Raw genomic sequence first — 14,898 nt, forward strand, 5'->3', positions numbered from 1 at the left:
GGACGCACAGAGAAGGGTCGAAGATGATCGAGTCGACACACTCATCACCGGAACGCGCCGAAGTTCGCGCCGTCCGGGAATCCGGACGCACGAGCGTCCTTGTCATCGGAGCAGGGATCAACGGGATCTCCGCGTTCCGTGACCTCGCGCTCCAGGGCGTCGACGTCCTGCTCGTCGAGCGAGGAGATTTCGCCTCCGGCGCTTCGGCGGCGTCGAGCCACATGATCCACGGCGGCATCCGCTACCTCGAGAACGGCGAGTTCCGACTGGTCCGTGAGTCCGTCGAAGAGCGCAACGGCCTGCTGAAGATCGCGCCGCACTACGTGAAGCCGCTCGAGACGACCATTCCGATCTACTCGACGTTCTCGGGCATCCTGTCCGCTCCCCTGCGCTTCCTCACGCACAAGAGCGGCAAGCCCCAGGAGCGCGGAGCGTTCCTGATCAAGGTCGGCCTGACGATCTACGACACATTCTCGCGCGATGGCGGCATGGTGCCTCGACACCGCTTCCTGGGTCGTAAGCGCTCGCTCGCCGAGCTGCCCTCGCTCGACCCGAACATCAAGTACACAGCGACGTACTACGACGCCTCCATGCACGACCCGGAGCGCCTCGCACTCGACGTGCTGCAGGACGGACGTGCAGCGCACCCCGGCGCCGTCGCGCTGAACTACGTCGAGGCCGTCGCCCGCGACGGCGAGAAGGTCGTGCTCCGTGATCGCGAGAGCGGCACCGAGTTCTCGGTCACCGCCGATGTGGTCGTGAACGCGTCCGGCCCGTGGACCGACCTCACCAACGACGCCCTGGGCAACGACACGCGTTTCATGGGCGGGACCAAGGGCTCCCACATCGTCCTGGACCACCCCGAGCTCCTCGAGGCGACCCGTGGACGCGAGATCTTCTTCGAGCACTCCGACGGACGTATCGTCCTGATCTACCCGCTCAAGGGCCGCGTCCTCGTCGGCACGACCGACATCGATGCCGATCCGCGCGAGGTCCCCGTGTGCACGGATGAGGAGATCGACTACTTCTTCGACCTGATCCACCACGTCTTCCCCACGATCGACGTGTCCCGCGAACAGATCGTCTTCAACTTCTCGGGCATCCGACCGCTTCCCCGGCACGAGGACACCGCTCCGGGATTCGTGTCTCGCGACTACCGCATCGAAGTCGACGAGAAGGGTGCCTCCCCTCTCGTGAGCCTCGTCGGCGGCAAGTGGACGACCTTCCGCGCGCTCGGCGAATCGCTCTCGGATGTGGTGCTCGGTCTGATCGGCCGCACCCGCACCGTGTCGACCAGTGGCCGCGCGATCGGCGGCGGCCGCGACTTCCCGCGCACCGAGAAGGCCCGTCGCATCTGGATCCAGGAGAACCTGCCCGGCGCCGGCGATCGCTCGCAGCGACTTCTCGCCCGGTACGGCACCCGCGCCGCACAGGTCTGGGAGTTCATCGAGCAGGGAGACGACGCTCCTCTGGCCGGCGGCGACCTGTCGACCCGTGAGCTGGCCTGGATGGTGGAGAACGAGATGGTCGCTCGACTGCAGGACGTCGTTCTGCGCCGCACCAGCATCGCGTTCACCGGACACGCCGACGCCGACGTGCTCGAGGAGATCGCAGACGCGCTGGCCCCGCTTCTCGACTGGGATCGCTCGCGCCGCGATACTGAAGTCGATCAGACGCGTGAGCTTCTGAACGAACGGCATGGACTCCAGATCTCGTCACGCGCACGCGGCTGACGAGACATCCGAACACCGCCCTCCACGCGGTGTAATTCCCAACAAGTGCCAGGGCTAAGGGGCCCTGGCACTCGAGAAAGGTCAATGAAGACATGACTGAAGTGAATCTCGGTCTCTACTTCCTCTCGGAGTTCGTCGGCACAGCGCTGCTGATCCTCCTCGGATGTGGTGTGGTCGCCAACGTCGCGCTAGCCAAGAACAAGGGCTTCGGCGGCGGTTTCCTGATGGTCAACTGGGGATGGGGTCTCGCGGTCTTCGTGGGTGTGCTCGCCTCGGCATACTCCGGCGCCATCCTGAACCCGGCCGTCGGCATCGGTCTCCTCACCGCCGGCAAGATCGACTTCTCGCAGTTCGCCGTCGCCACCGGAGCGGAGCTCCTCGGTGCGATCGTCGGTGCGATCCTCACCTGGCTCGCCTACAAGCAGCACTTCGACGAGGAGCCGGACCCGGCCAACAAGCTCGGGGTCTTCTCGACCGGTCCCGCGATCCGCTCCTACGGCTGGAACCTCGTCACCGAGGTCATCGGCACCTTCGTCCTCGTGTTCGCCGTCTTCGCGTTCGCCGACTACGGCGACATCGAGATCGGCGTGCCCGGAGGCCTCGGACCGCTCAGCGCCCTTCCGGTCGCTCTCGTCGTGGTCGCGATCGGTGCATCGCTCGGTGGCCCGACCGGCTACGCGATCAACCCTGCGCGTGACCTCGGTCCCCGCATCGCACACGCCATCCTCCCGATCAAGGGCAAGGGTTCCAGCGACTGGTCCTACTCGTGGGTCCCGGTCGTCGGTCCGCTCATCGGTGGTGTCCTCGCCGCCGTCGCCGCGCCCGTACTGCTCAACCTCGCTTGAACCCGAACCTGACGTCAAAGGAGAACACAATGGCCGACTACATCATCGCCATCGATCAGGGCACCACTTCCAGCCGCGCGATCATCTTCGACAAGAAGGGCAGCATCGTCGCGACCGGTCAGAAGGAGCACGAGCAGATCCTCCCCAAGGCGGGGTGGGTCGAGCACGACCCGGCCGAGATCTGGCGCAACGTGCAGGAAGTCATCGGTCTCGCTCTGAGCCGCGCCGACCTGACGCGCCACGACATCGCCGCAGTGGGCATCACGAACCAGCGCGAGACCGCGGTGGTCTGGGACAAGACGACCGGCAAGGCCGTGTACAACGCCATCGTCTGGCAGGACACCCGCACGCAGGAGATCGTCGACCGCCTCGCGGCCGACGGCGGCGTCGAGCGGTTCAAGCCGGTCGTGGGACTTCCCCTCGCCACCTACTTCTCCGGCACCAAGATCGCGTGGATCCTCGAGAACGTCGAGGGCGCTCGCGAGAAGGCCGAAGCGGGCGATCTGGTCTTCGGTACGACCGACAGCTGGGTGCTGTGGAACCTCACCGGTGGCGTCGACGGCGGAGTGCACGTGACCGACGTCACGAACGCCTCCCGCACGATGTTCATGGATCTCGAGACGCTCGAGTGGCGCGACGACATCCTCGAGGCGTTCGGCGTTCCGCGCTCGATGATGCCTGAGATCCGTTCCTCTTCCGAAGTGTACGGCGCGGCCGAGGACTCGTCGCTGCTGCGCGAGACGCCGATCGCCGGCATCCTGGGCGACCAGCAGGCGGCGACGTTCGGCCAGGCCGCATTCAACACCGGCGAGAGCAAGAACACGTATGGCACCGGCTGCTTCCTCATCTTCAACACGGGCGAGGAGATCGTCCACTCGAAGAACGGGCTGCTGACCACGGTCGGCTACAAGCTCGGCGACGGACCGACGCACTACGCGCTCGAGGGATCGATCGCCGTCACCGGATCGCTGATCCAGTGGCTGCGCGACCAGCTCGGCATCATCTCCTCGGCCCCCGAGGTCGAGGAGCTCGCCGACAAGGTCGAGGACAACGGCGGCGTGTACATCGTCCCCGCGTTCTCGGGCCTCTTCGCCCCGTATTGGCGTCCCGATGCGCGTGGAGCGATCGTCGGCCTCACCCGCTACGCGAACAAGAACCACATCGCTCGCGCAGCGCTCGAGGCCGTCGCATTCCAGACCCGCGACGTTCTCGACGCGGTCAACGCGGATGCCGGCGTCGACCTCACCGAGCTCAAGGTCGATGGCGGCATGGTCGCCAACGACGCGCTCATGCAGTTCCAGGCCGACGTCCTGGGTGTGCCCGTGGTTCGCCCGGTCGTCGCCGAGACCACCGCCCTGGGTGCCGCCTATGCGGCCGGTCTGGCGGTCGGCTTCTGGAACGGACTCGACGACCTCTCCGCCAACTGGCAGGAGGACCGCCGCTGGGAGCCGTCGATGGAGGACGCCGAGCGCGACCGCCAGCTCCGTCTGTGGCGCAAGGCCGTCATCAAGTCGATGGACTGGGTCGACGAAGACGTGAAGTGACCTCAGTGATCTGAGGAGGCGGGCCCGGAGGATTCCTCCGGGCCCGCTTCGTCGTCTCAGGGGCTGGGGATGGGAGCGGTCGGCGGGAACGGCGACATAACGCCGCGGCGAGCAGTACCTGACGACTCAGTTCTTGCCGAAGAGCTTCTGGATCTCGGCGAGGTCGGCCTCACTCGGCGCCTTCGCGCCGCCCAGGCCGAAGCCGGAGCCCGTCGGAGTCGAGGCCGGTGCGAGACCGGCGTTCTCGGCTGCGCGCTTCGCCGGGTTGCCGGAGCGCGAACCGCCGGAGGACTTGCCCTTCTTGCCGCGCTTCGAGGATGCACCGGGCTTGCCCATGCCGGGCATCGCCCCCATCCCGGGGATGTTCGGCGTGCCGCCGCGCGCGACGGTCTTCATCATCTTGGCCGCCTGGTCGAACCGCTGGACGAGCTGATTGACATCCGTGACCGTCATGCCCGAACCGCGGGCGATGCGCAGGCGTCGCGAGCCGTTGAGCACCTTCGGGTTGCGTCGCTCACCCGGCGTCATCGACCGGATGATGGCCTCGGTGCGATCGATCTCGCGCTCGTCGAAGTCCTCGAGCTGCTGCTTCATCTGCCCCATGCCGGGAAGCATCCCCAGCATCTTCTTCATCGAGCCCATCTTCTTCATCTGCTGAAGCTGGTCGAGGAAGTCCTCGAGCGTGAACTGCTCGGTCGCGAGCTTCTCGGCCATCTTGACGGCCTCTTCCTCGTCGAAGGCCTGCTGGGCCTGTTCGATGAGAGTGAGGATGTCGCCGAGGTCGAGGATGCGGCTCGCCATGCGATCAGGGTAGAAGGGCTCGAGGTCTTCGAGCCGCTCGCCGGTCGACGCGAAGATGATCGGGCGTCCCGTGACGGATGCGACCGAGAGGGCCGCGCCACCGCGGGCGTCGCCGTCGAGCTTCGAGAGCACGACTCCCGTGAAGTCGACGCCCTCCTGGAAGGCGCGGGCGGTGTTGACCGCGTCCTGACCGATCATGGCGTCGATGACGAAGAGGACCTCGTCGGGGTCGGTCGCCTTGCGGATGTCGGACGCCTGCTTCATCAGCTCGGCATCCACGCCGAGCCGACCGGCGGTGTCGATGATGACCACGTCGTGCTGCTGACGGCGCGCGTACTCCACCCCGTCGCGGGAGACCTTGACCGGGTCGCCGACGCCGTTGCCCGGCTCGGGGGCGTAGACGGTGGCGCCTGCCTGCTCGGCCACGACCTGGAGCTGGTTGACGGCGTTGGGTCGCTGGAGGTCGGCGGCGACGAGCAGAGGCGTGTGCCCCTCGCCCTCGAGCTGCTTCGCGAGCTTGCCCGCGAACGTCGTCTTGCCCGAACCCTGGAGGCCCGCGAGCATGATCACGGTCGGGGCGGTCTTGGCGAACTGCAGACGACGCTGCTCGCCCCCGAGGATCTGGATGAGCTCCTCGTTGACGATCTGCACCACCTGCTGGGCCGGATTGAGCGCCTTGTTGACCTCATCTCCGAGTGCGCGCTCGCGCACCTTCGCGGTGAACTCCTTGACGACGCTCAGTGCGACGTCGGCGTCGAGCAGCGCGCGACGGATCTCGCGCACCGTGCCGTCGACGTCGGCCGCGGTGAGCTTTCCCTTCGTGCGAAGGTTGCGGAAGGTCTCGGTGAGCCGATCGGAGAGCGTGCCAAAGGTAGCCATGGTGATACCGAGTTTACGCGAATCCGGCCCCGCTCTCCGCGCCCGGGGCGGCGCCGATCGCGAGCTCGGCTCTGAGCTGTTCCTTCGCGCGCGCGTAGCGTCCCCGTGCCGTCGACGAGGGGACCCCCAGATGCTCTGCCGCCTGGGCGAGCGAGAGGCGCTCCCAGTGGACGAGTCGAACGACCTCGGCGAGATCGGGGGCGAGCCGCGCGATGGCGTCGCGGACCTCGAGCCCGTCGTCCGCCGGCGGCGAATCATTGCTCTCCCGGAGATGCAGGCGGAGCCGATCCGCGAGCGCCCACTTCCTGCGCTGGCCCCGCGCGTGGTTCGCCAACGTGCCGCGCGCGACGCCGAAGAGCCACATGCGCGCTCGTTCCGGCTCGTCGGGGACATCCGCGGAGCGTCGCCACGCGACGACCATGGTCTCTCCGAGGAGGTCCGCCGCATCGTCGGTCCCGACCCGACGCGACAGGTACGCGAGCAGGTCGGCCGAACTCGTCTGCAGCGCTGCCGTCAACCTCGTCTCAGGGGTCACTCCTCCTCTCCCCACTCTTCACCTTCACAGTGCACCTGACTGTGCGCGTCCGTGCCGGCCAGGACATCGCCTCCGAAGCCGTGGGCTCTGAGCTGGTCGTGGATGAGCTCACCGACGGCCTGCTCGTTCGCCGTCCATGCGTTCAGGTCCGCTCGCCGAGGGTCGGCCTCCGCGGACGCGTCGGCGTCGTCGGCCGCCTCCAGAGTCGCCAGATACTTCGGGACGAGCGGAGCCGCGGCGGCTTCGACATTCGTGGCGGCGAACCACTCGTCGACGATCCGGTTGACCCGGGCATTGGTGAACACGTCGTGCGTGTCCATGGCGCTGAACCGAAGCTCGCACTCCCCCCAGGTCGGCGACGTGTAGGTGTAGACCCGATCGAGATCGTCGAGACCGGGCCCCCAGAGCCAGTCGGATGACGCCACGGCGACGCCTGTGCCGCCGACGAGGAACAGCGTGAGCAACCCGCTGAGCACGGCGGTTCGGCGGCGGTGACGTGTCGGCGGCCTGCTCTCGTCGCGCGCGGCGACGATCATCGCATGGGTGACCGAAGGATCGGGTTCGTACCGTCCGGGGGCGGAACGATCGAGCATCTCGTCGAGCGGATCAGCGGTCATGGTGTCTCCTCGGTCAGTGGGTGCCTCACTCCTGACCTGTCCGGATCCCGCGAATCCGTCCGCGCGTCCGTCAGATGGCGGACGGACTCCACGGGAGCCGGGCGATCGCCCTCACCGCCTCCGCGAATCTGTCACCCACTGATCCTCGGCCGGCGCCGCTCTCCGCCCACGCCCGAACGGCCGCGAGAACGGCGGCCGCCCAGGTGGCTGCGGCGATGTCTGCCGTGAGTGAGACGACTCCGGACCGTCGTGCGAGATCGGCCAGTGCCGCGGCGAGCCGGGCCTGGCGGAGCGCGGCATCCTGCTCGAGCTCATCATCGAGGCCCATGGCCGAGGAGTTGGTCATGGCGAGAGCGAGACTGTCGGGAGCGAAGTCCGCGACGAGCGCCGAGAGGATGTGTCTGACCTCGGTGCCGTCGCGGTCGTGAGGCACCGCGGCGAGATCGTCGACAGCGGTCGTGATCCTCTCGTCGAGACCGGACCAGAGCACGTCGCTCTTCGACGAGAAGTAGTTGAAGAAGCTCGAGCGGCTCACACCGGCACGCTGGGTGATGTCGGCGACCGAGGTGGCGTCGTATCCGCGCTCCAGGAAGAGTTCGCACGCGGCCTCGGCGAGCGTCTCGCGGGAAGAAGCCTTCGGCCGCCCTGCTCGGCTCGTGCTGCTCATGCCAACACGCTACCGCGCGTCGCTGCCGTGCGCCGCTCGCACTGCGGAGGAGTATTCTTAGACGCAATCCATTTATCGATGAGAGCGGTGTCCATGCTCGAGATACTGACGGCGGGTCTCGCCCCGGCGTACGTCCCCTACACGACAGGCTGGGATCTTCAGCGCAGCATCCATGCCGACGTCGCCTCCGGCGTCCGCCCCGACACGCTCATCCTGCTCGAGCACGAGGCGGTGTACACCGCGGGCAAACGCACGGAGCCGCAGGAGCGTCCTCAGGACGGGACACCGGTGATCGACGTCGACCGCGGCGGCAAGATCACCTGGCACGGCCCCGGCCAGCTCGTGGGCTACCCGATCGTCCGACTCCCCGAGCCCATGGACGTCGTCGCGCACGTGCGCCGACTCGAGCGCATCCTGATCGGCGTGCTCCGGCCGCTCGGCGTCGACGGATACCAGGTCGAGGGGCGCAGCGGCGTCTGGGTGCGCCGTCCCCTGTCGGAGGACAAGGTCGCCGCGATCGGGGTGCGCGTGCAGCAGGGCGTCACGATGCATGGATTCGCGATCAACTGCGACAACAGCCTTGCGGGGTTCGGCGGCATCATCCCGTGCGGGATCACAGACGCCGGCGTCACCACCGTGAGCGAGGTCGTCGGAGCCGACATCTCCCCGTCCGACATCGTGGACTCGGTGTCCGCCGCCTTCCTCGCCGAATACTCGACAGCCGACCACGTAGGAGCCTCCAGATGACCGCCGCACCCGAGGGACGCAAGCTCCTCCGCCTCGAGGTCCGCAATGCCGAGACGCCGATCGAGCGCAAGCCCGAGTGGATCAAGACCAAGGCGAAGATGGGGCCCGAGTACACCGCGCTCCACTCGCTGGTGAAGAGCGAAGGTCTTCACACCGTCTGCCAAGAGGCGGGGTGTCCGAACATCTTCGAGTGCTGGGAGGACAGAGAGGCGACCTTCCTCATCGGCGGATCGCAGTGCACCCGTCGGTGCGACTTCTGCCAGATCGACACGGGCAAGCCTGACGCCTACGACACGGACGAGCCGCGCCGGGTCGCCGAGAGCGTCGTGCGGATGAACCTCCGGTACGCGACCGTCACGAGCGTCGCCCGCGACGACCTGCCCGACACCGGCGCGTGGCTCAATGCGGAGACGGTGCGGAAGATCCATGAGCTGAACCCGAACACCGGGGTGGAGCTTCTCGCCAACGAGCACAACGCCGATCCTGCCTTCCTCGGCCAGATCTTCGACGCACGGCCCGAGGTCTTCGCCCACAACGTCGAGACGGTGCCGCGCATCTTCAAGCGCATCCGTCCGGCATTCCGTTACGAGCGCTCGCTCGATGTGATCACCCAGGCACGCGACGCGGGGCTGATCACCAAGTCCAACCTCATCCTCGGCATGGGCGAGGAGCCCGAAGAGGTGGTGCAGGCCCTCAACGACCTGCACGACGCCGGATGCGACATCATCACCATCACGCAGTACCTGCGGCCGTCGCCCCGCCACCTGCCCGTGGCCCGATGGGTCAAGCCCACGGAGTTCGTGGAGTTCAAGGAGGAGGCGGAGCGGATCGGCTTCCTCGGTGTGCTGGCAGGACCACTCGTGCGCTCGTCGTACCGCGCCGGTCGGCTGTGGGCGCAGTCGATGGCGTCGAAGGGACGCGAGATCCCGCCGCACCTGGCGCACATCGCCGAGAGCGCAGACCTCGGATTCGCCCAGGCCGTCTGAGCGGATGCGGCCCGAAGGCGGGTCAGTCCGCGCTCATCACAGACTGCACGCTGCCGTCTGAGCCGAGATTCACGAGCAGGACATCGTCGGTGGTCGTGGCGTCGAGCGCGTACTCCAGCACAGCGAAGGGCTCGGATCCCCCGTGCTCATCCGCGAGGATCGTCATGCTCATGAGTCGGAGCGACCGGATGATGTCCACGGCGGCGTCACCGCTGACATCGACGAGGACGTCATCGAGCTCATCACCGTACGCCTCCTGCTGCTGCAGGATGTATTCAGTGACCTCGCTCGTGCGATCATCGACCTCCGCGAGCATCCCGCGTCGGGAGACCGCGTCGACGTTCTCGATCCCCGCGATGAGCGAGGCGGCGATGTCGAGAGCGTCCGCCGAGACGTCGTCCTGGTCAGGGGCCGTGAGATCGACGGTGACGCTCTGGTCACCGAGCTCCACCGTCTCAGACCAGAAGATCGAGCCGTCGGGCCCTGAGGACAGGAGTCCGAAGTAGTCGTGTTCGATCGCCATAACGCTATGAAACCAGCCTCGTGCTCGCGGCGGTAGTCCCGTCGTCAGCCGACGAGCGACTTGACGAAGACATGGGGGGTGAATCCGGTCAGGTCGTCGATGCCCTCGCCCTGCCCGAGGAGCTTGACGGGGATGCCGGTGCGCTCCTGAACGGCCAGGACGAAGCCGCCCTTCGCCGATCCGTCGAGCTTGGTCAGGACGAGACCGGTGACGCCGGCGTGCTGGAGGAACGCCTCGGCCTGCATGACGCCGTTCTGTCCGGTCGTCGCATCGAGCACCAGAAGGACCTCGCTGATGGGAGCCTGCTTCTCGACGACGCGACGGATCTTCCCCAGCTCATCCATCAGCCCGCCCTTGGTGTGCAGGCGCCCCGCCGTGTCGATGATCGCGATCTCGATGCCCTCGCGCTGCGCGAACTCGATCGTCTGATATGCGACGGATGCCGGGTCCTGCCCCTCCTGCTGGGGACGGACGATCGCCGCTCCCCCGCGCTGGGCCCAGGTGGCGAGCTGGTCGACGGCTGCGGCACGGAATGTGTCTGCGGCGCCGACGACCACGCTGCGCTGGAACCCGCGCAGGAACTTGGTGAACTTGCCGATCGTCGTGGTCTTGCCGACGCCGTTGACGCCGACGACGAGAACGACCGCCGGTCGCTCGGTGAGCTTGAGCGTGGTGTCGAACTTCGCGAAGTGCTCCTCGAGGGTCTCACGCAGCATCCGCTGAAGATCCTGCGGGTCGGTCGTGCGATACCGCTCGACCTTCTCGCGGAGCTCGTCGACGACCCTCTCGCTGATCTCGGGACCGAAGTCCGCCGTGATGAGTGCGGTCTCGAGGTCCTCCCACGTCGTCTCGTCGATAGTGGGCTTGACGAACATCCCGCGCAGCGCACGAGTGAGGGACCACGACTTCTCCGCCATGACTCCAGCCTACGGGTCGCGCGGTCAGCCGGCAGCCGCGCGGTCTCCCACACGCTGTCCGACGACCGCCGAGACGCCGTCCTGACGCATCGAGACCCCGTAGAGAGCGTCGGCGATCTCCATGGTGCGCTTCTGGTGAGTGATGACGAGCAGCTGCGAGCTCTCCCTGAGCTGCTCGAACACGGTCAGCAACCGGCCGAGATTCGCATCATCGAGCGCGGCCTCGACCTCGTCGAGGATGTAGAAGGGACTCGGCCGGGCCTTGAAGATCGCGACCAGCAGCGCGACCGCCGCGAGCGAACGCTCGCCGCCGGAGAGCAGGGAGAGACGCTCGATCTTCTTGCCGACCGGGCGCACCGAGACCTCGATGCCCGTGGTGAGCATGTTCTCGGGATCGGTGAGCGAGATACTTCCGGAGCCGCCGGGGAAGAGCAGAGGGAACACCTCGCCGAAAGCCGTCTTGGTGTCCTCGAAGGCGCTCGCGAAGATGGTCTGCATCCGTTCGTCGAGGTCGGCGATGATCGTGAGCAGGTCCTGTCGTGTCTGGGTCAGGTCGGCGAGCTGCTCGGTGAGGAACGCATGGCGCTGCTCGAGCGCCGCGAACTCCTCGAGCGCCAGCGGGTTGACGCGTCCGAGCTGAGCGAGCTTGCGTTCCGCCTCAGCCAGCCGGCGCTGCTGGATTCGTCGGTCGAACGGGATCGCCGTGTCGTCGGCCTGCGCGTCGTCGCCTGGGTCGGCCCCGGGATCACGGGGAACGAGCTGATCAGGTCCATATTCCGCAATGAGAATATCTTCATCGAGCGCGAGCTCTGACCCCACCCTCTCGAGGAGGCTGTTGAGGTGGAGCTTCTTCTCGTGGATCTGCAGCTCGAGCCCGTGCACACTCTCGGTGAGGCCGGCGAGTCTCTCCCGCAGGGAGGTCTCCTGCGCACGGAGTCCCGTGAGCTCCTCGTTCTGCGCGGACCGCGCCGCCTCCGCCTCCGCCAGCGCGACACGGGCCTCCGTGACGGAACGATCGATGGAGTCGAGGATGCGGGGCAGCTCCTCGGCGACACCCGATGCCGCCTCGCGCTGTGCTCGACGGATCACGGCCCGGCGCGCAGCCTCCGCCGCTGCGTCGCGCTCCTGCTCGCGCTGCCGTTCGAGGCTGGCGACACGAGCCTGAGCAGCACGGACGCGCTCGCGCAGCGTCTCGATCTCCAGGCGGGCTCGCACCTCGCCCTCTCGGGCGAGCTCGAGGGCTTCGAGCAGACCGTCGCGAGCAGAGGCGTCGAGCACCGGGCGCGGGGCCGAGACGGCATCATCCAGTTCGGCTTTCGCGGCCTGGGCCTTCGCCTCAGCCTCCTCGACCGCGCTCTCCGCCTGGGCGAGCCCCGATTCGAGACGCTCGCACTCGGCCACCGCCGATTCGTGAGTGACGGTGATGCGGTTGGTCCGCTCGGCATGGCTCGCCAGAGCTGCGTCGTGCTCCCGCAGCGCGCGAAGAGCGTCCTTCGCCTGGCGGCGGGTGTGCTCGACCTGCTCGATCGCTTCCTCGCGCGCTTCGCGCAGCGAATCCACGATCACACGGACCTCCGCGAGCCGCTCGTTCGCCGCGTCCCGCTCGGCGGCCAGTTCGAGACGCGACCTCTCGCCACCCCAGCCGGTCCGCAGAGTCTGCGCCGTCACGACGGCTCCGTCGGCCGTGACGATCGTCGTGGTCGTGTCGCCGGTGACATCGAGAACATCCCTGGCGGCGCGCGCAGCATCGAGCGTGTCGGCGATGAGCACGTGGGAGAGGATGCCGAGGACGCCGTCGGGAGCCGTCACGATGTCGACTGCAGGTGTCACTCCGACGATGGCCGGCAGCTCGACCGCATGCCGCGGGGCGCTCGCGATCACGAAGTCGACCACTCCCCTGCGCTGGTCGGCGGCTTCGTCGGCGAGCAGGAAGGCATCCGCCGCGGCGTCCACGAGGACGCCCTCGGCGAGTGACCCGAGAACGGCGGCGATCGCGGTCTCGAAACCCGCGGTGACCTGCACGGAGTCGCCGACGAATCCCCTGATGCCCGAACCGCCGTCGGAGACGATCTCGGCGGCTCCACCCGAGATCGCGAGCGCACTCCCGAGCGCGGCCGCCTTCGCGGTGAGAGCGTCCACCTCTCGCTCCGCTGCGTGCAGCCGCTCGCGAAGCGTCTCACGCTCGGTCTCTGCCGCCGTCGCTGCCCGCTGGGCGCTCTCGTAGGCTGCGGAGTGCTCGGCCGCGGTCCCCTCAGGGGCCTCCGCGTCATCCATCGCCTCGAGCGCCTCGGCGGCCTCACGGCGCCGGGTGTTCGCGGCCTCCAGCGCGTTCTCCTGTCGCAGCACCGCGCCCCGCACTGCTGCGAGGGCCGACGCCGCCGCCTCGGCCGCGCCTCGCAGCGCACTGACGCGCATGTCGTACTCCGATACGAGCGCGCTCTGCTCGGCGATGTCCACGTCGAGGGTGTCGAGCTCTGCGCGCGCGAGCACGACGTCGCGGCTCGCGACGGTCGCGGCGTCTTGAGCGTCGCCGAGCCCCGCCGCGATCTCGGTGATCTCGTCCTTCGCCTCGTCGATCGTGCTCTGCGTCACGGTGACTGCGGTGACGGCCGCGTCATCCGCTTCCGAGCCGAGCAGCGCGAGGCGCTGATTGGCGAGCGTGTACAGCCCGCGCATCCGCTCCTGCACCTGTTCGAGACCGAAGGCCACGCCTCTCGCCTGATCGACGGCGACGGAGTTCTGGTCCTGCTCGAGGCGCACGATGCTGGCCCGCACTGCCTCAGCCTGATCGGACAGCACCAGGCGCTCGGTGTGTCGCTCATGCTCCGTGCGCGTGTGATCGGCCAGCGCTGTTCGCAGTGCCACGACGTCGTCCGCGAAGATGCGGGCCTTGGCGTCGCGCACGACCGCTGCGATCGTCTGCGCCTCCCGCGCGATCTCGGCCTGCCGCCCCAGTGGCTTGAGCTGGCGGCGGATCTCGCCCGCGAGATCGCTCAGGCGGGTGAGGTTCGTCTCCATCGCATCGAGTTTGCGGAGGGTCTTCTCCTTGCGCCGTCGGTGCTTGAGAATCCCAGCGGCCTCCTCGACGAAACCACGCCGGTCCTCCGGCGATGCCTGGAGCACGGTGTCGAGTCGGCCCTGTCCCACGATGACGTGCATCTCGCGCCCGAGCCCCGAGTCGCTGAGCAGCTCTTGCAGGTCGAGCAGCCGGCAGTTCTCGCCGTTGATGGCGTACTCGCTCGAGCCGTTGCGGAACAGCGTCCGGCTGATCGTGACCTCGGCGAACTCGATCGGCAGCGCCCCGTCGCTGTTGTCGATCGTCAGCTGCACCTCCGCTCGGCCGAGCGGTCCTCGCGTGGACGTGCCGGCGAAGATGACGTCTTCCATCTTGCCGCCGCGGAGCGTCTTGGCCCCCTGCTCGCCCATGACCCAGGCGAGGGCGTCGACGACATTCGATTTGCCTGATCCGTTGGGTCCGACGATGCAGGTGACACCCGGTTCGAACACGAAGCTGGTCGGCTGCGCGAAGGACTTGAACCCCTTGAGGGTCAGGCTCTTCAGATGCATGCGCGTACCGCGTCTCGGGGGTGAATCACGGCCATACGCTACCGGAACGGCGGCTCAGGACGGGCATCCCGCGCGGGTTCGCCGTGAACCGGAATCCCGCGCGACACGCCGATCCACGACACCGATGCTTGACGGACACGCCCGGGCTTCGCTACCGTAACCTCCGGATCGCCACACGAAAGGAGGTTACCGATGATCACTCAGCTCACTGCACAGGCCACTGGCCTCGCCGCGCCATTCGCGCCGCGCTCTGCGCACTCGGTAACCGCCGGCGTCCGTCGAAGCGCTCTCTCGTAGAACCGCAGCCCGAGAACTCCGCCCCGTGCCATCCGCCGGTCTCCGACCTGTGACGGGAATTCTCGCCTCCGCGTCTCCGCGCTCCACCCTCTGATCCTCTCCGGATCATGGTCTTCCGCCGACCCCGGCGACCGCCCCTCGGCGCCCCGGGCTCTCGACTCTCACGGCGCCGCCCGCCCCTCCGCCGGAGGGCTGTGCGACGCGTCTCCACACCCATCATCACCACTCATATCGAAGGAA

12 protein-coding genes are annotated in these 14,898 nt (G+C 67.8%); 5 read left to right on the forward strand and 7 right to left on the reverse strand.

Features of this window, described 5'->3' with window-relative positions:
• Nucleotides 1-23 precede the first annotated feature (23 nt).
• The 3 genes from AB0N61_RS06760 to glpK all read left to right on the forward strand — a co-directional run bounded on the left by AB0N61_RS06760 (nt 24) and on the right by glpK (nt 4,122).
• On the forward strand, nt 24-1,733 hold the full coding sequence (locus AB0N61_RS06760; RefSeq protein ID WP_363362640.1) for a glycerol-3-phosphate dehydrogenase/oxidase: 1,710 nt from the start codon (nt 24-26) through the stop codon (nt 1,731-1,733).
• Nucleotides 1,734-1,825: 92 nt separating this feature from the next.
• Nucleotides 1,826-2,578, forward strand: a complete 753-nt coding sequence (locus AB0N61_RS06765; RefSeq protein ID WP_167944363.1) for an MIP/aquaporin family protein — start codon at nt 1,826-1,828, stop codon at nt 2,576-2,578.
• A gap of 29 nt (nt 2,579-2,607) precedes the next feature.
• A complete protein-coding gene (gene glpK / locus AB0N61_RS06770) occupies nt 2,608-4,122 on the forward strand; it encodes a glycerol kinase GlpK (RefSeq protein WP_363362642.1) in 1,515 nt (504 codons plus the stop codon).
• Nucleotides 4,123-4,248: 126 nt separating this feature from the next.
• Here glpK and ffh read toward each other — a convergent pair whose 3' ends face one another.
• The 4 genes from ffh to AB0N61_RS06790 form a co-directional block, all read right to left on the reverse strand.
• Entirely contained in the window at nt 4,249-5,802 is a 1,554-nt protein-coding gene (gene ffh / locus AB0N61_RS06775) for a signal recognition particle protein (RefSeq protein ID WP_167944372.1), read from the reverse strand.
• Nucleotides 5,803-5,815: 13 nt separating this feature from the next.
• Nucleotides 5,816-6,337, reverse strand: coding sequence for an RNA polymerase sigma factor (locus AB0N61_RS06780; RefSeq protein ID WP_363362644.1), 522 nt, complete (start codon nt 6,335-6,337; stop codon nt 5,816-5,818).
• On the reverse strand, nt 6,334-6,954 hold the full coding sequence (locus AB0N61_RS06785) for a hypothetical protein (protein ID WP_363362646.1): 621 nt from the start codon (nt 6,952-6,954) through the stop codon (nt 6,334-6,336). The genes AB0N61_RS06780 and AB0N61_RS06785 overlap by 4 nt, the downstream gene beginning before the upstream one ends.
• 70 nt (nt 6,955-7,024) lie before the next feature.
• On the reverse strand, nt 7,025-7,621 hold the full coding sequence (locus AB0N61_RS06790) for a TetR/AcrR family transcriptional regulator (RefSeq protein WP_363362648.1): 597 nt from the start codon (nt 7,619-7,621) through the stop codon (nt 7,025-7,027).
• 93 nt (nt 7,622-7,714) lie between these two features.
• Here AB0N61_RS06790 and lipB point away from each other — a divergent pair, with 93 nt between their 5' ends.
• Together lipB and lipA are read left to right on the forward strand one after the other, a co-directional pair.
• A complete protein-coding gene (gene lipB, locus AB0N61_RS06795) occupies nt 7,715-8,368 on the forward strand; it encodes a lipoyl(octanoyl) transferase LipB (RefSeq protein ID WP_363362650.1) in 654 nt (217 codons plus the stop codon).
• Nucleotides 8,365-9,354: a lipoyl synthase gene (gene lipA / locus AB0N61_RS06800; protein ID WP_363362652.1), complete on the forward strand. Its 990-nt coding sequence runs from the start codon at nt 8,365-8,367 to the stop codon at nt 9,352-9,354. Before lipB ends, lipA begins: the two co-directional genes overlap by 4 nt.
• Nucleotides 9,355-9,376: 22 nt before the next feature.
• Here lipA and AB0N61_RS06805 read toward each other — a convergent pair whose 3' ends face one another.
• The 3 genes from AB0N61_RS06805 to smc are packed head-to-tail and all read right to left on the reverse strand — an operon-like array spanning nt 9,377 to nt 14,361.
• Nucleotides 9,377-9,877 (reverse strand): DUF2004 domain-containing protein, encoded by a 501-nt coding sequence (locus tag AB0N61_RS06805; RefSeq protein WP_167944380.1) that lies wholly within the window; start codon nt 9,875-9,877, stop codon nt 9,377-9,379.
• A 44-nt stretch (nt 9,878-9,921) separates the two neighbouring features.
• Nucleotides 9,922-10,794 (reverse strand): signal recognition particle-docking protein FtsY, encoded by an 873-nt coding sequence (gene ftsY, locus AB0N61_RS06810; RefSeq protein ID WP_167944382.1) that lies wholly within the window; start codon nt 10,792-10,794, stop codon nt 9,922-9,924.
• A 24-nt stretch (nt 10,795-10,818) separates the two neighbouring features.
• Nucleotides 10,819-14,361, reverse strand: coding sequence for a chromosome segregation protein SMC (smc, locus tag AB0N61_RS06815; protein ID WP_363362654.1), 3,543 nt, complete (start codon nt 14,359-14,361; stop codon nt 10,819-10,821).
• Nucleotides 14,362-14,898 lie beyond the last annotated feature (537 nt).

Origin of the sequence: Microbacterium sp. NPDC089320 (genome assembly GCF_040684875.1) — a bacterium.
Classification (GTDB): Bacteria; Actinomycetota; Actinomycetes; order Actinomycetales; family Microbacteriaceae; genus Microbacterium.

What these genes read in the sequence shown, in the direction of transcription:
- AB0N61_RS06760 (WP_363362640.1), top strand. Translation starts at nt 24, where the DNA reads ATGATCGAGTCGACACACTCATCACCGGAACGCGCCGAAGTTCGCGCC.
- AB0N61_RS06765 (WP_167944363.1), top strand. Translation starts at nt 1,826, where the DNA reads ATGACTGAAGTGAATCTCGGTCTCTACTTCCTCTCGGAGTTCGTCGGC.
- glpK (WP_363362642.1), top strand. Translation starts at nt 2,608, where the DNA reads ATGGCCGACTACATCATCGCCATCGATCAGGGCACCACTTCCAGCCGC.
- ffh (WP_167944372.1), bottom strand. Translation starts at nt 5,802, where the DNA reads ATGGCTACCTTTGGCACGCTCTCCGATCGGCTCACCGAGACCTTCCGC.
- AB0N61_RS06785 (WP_363362646.1), bottom strand. Translation starts at nt 6,954, where the DNA reads ATGACCGCTGATCCGCTCGACGAGATGCTCGATCGTTCCGCCCCCGGA.
- AB0N61_RS06790 (WP_363362648.1), bottom strand. Translation starts at nt 7,621, where the DNA reads ATGAGCAGCACGAGCCGAGCAGGGCGGCCGAAGGCTTCTTCCCGCGAG.
- lipB (WP_363362650.1), top strand. Translation starts at nt 7,715, where the DNA reads ATGCTCGAGATACTGACGGCGGGTCTCGCCCCGGCGTACGTCCCCTAC.
- lipA (WP_363362652.1), top strand. Translation starts at nt 8,365, where the DNA reads ATGACCGCCGCACCCGAGGGACGCAAGCTCCTCCGCCTCGAGGTCCGC.
- AB0N61_RS06805 (WP_167944380.1), bottom strand. Translation starts at nt 9,877, where the DNA reads ATGGCGATCGAACACGACTACTTCGGACTCCTGTCCTCAGGGCCCGAC.
- ftsY (WP_167944382.1), bottom strand. Translation starts at nt 10,794, where the DNA reads ATGGCGGAGAAGTCGTGGTCCCTCACTCGTGCGCTGCGCGGGATGTTC.
- smc (WP_363362654.1), bottom strand. Translation starts at nt 14,361, where the DNA reads ATGCATCTGAAGAGCCTGACCCTCAAGGGGTTCAAGTCCTTCGCGCAG.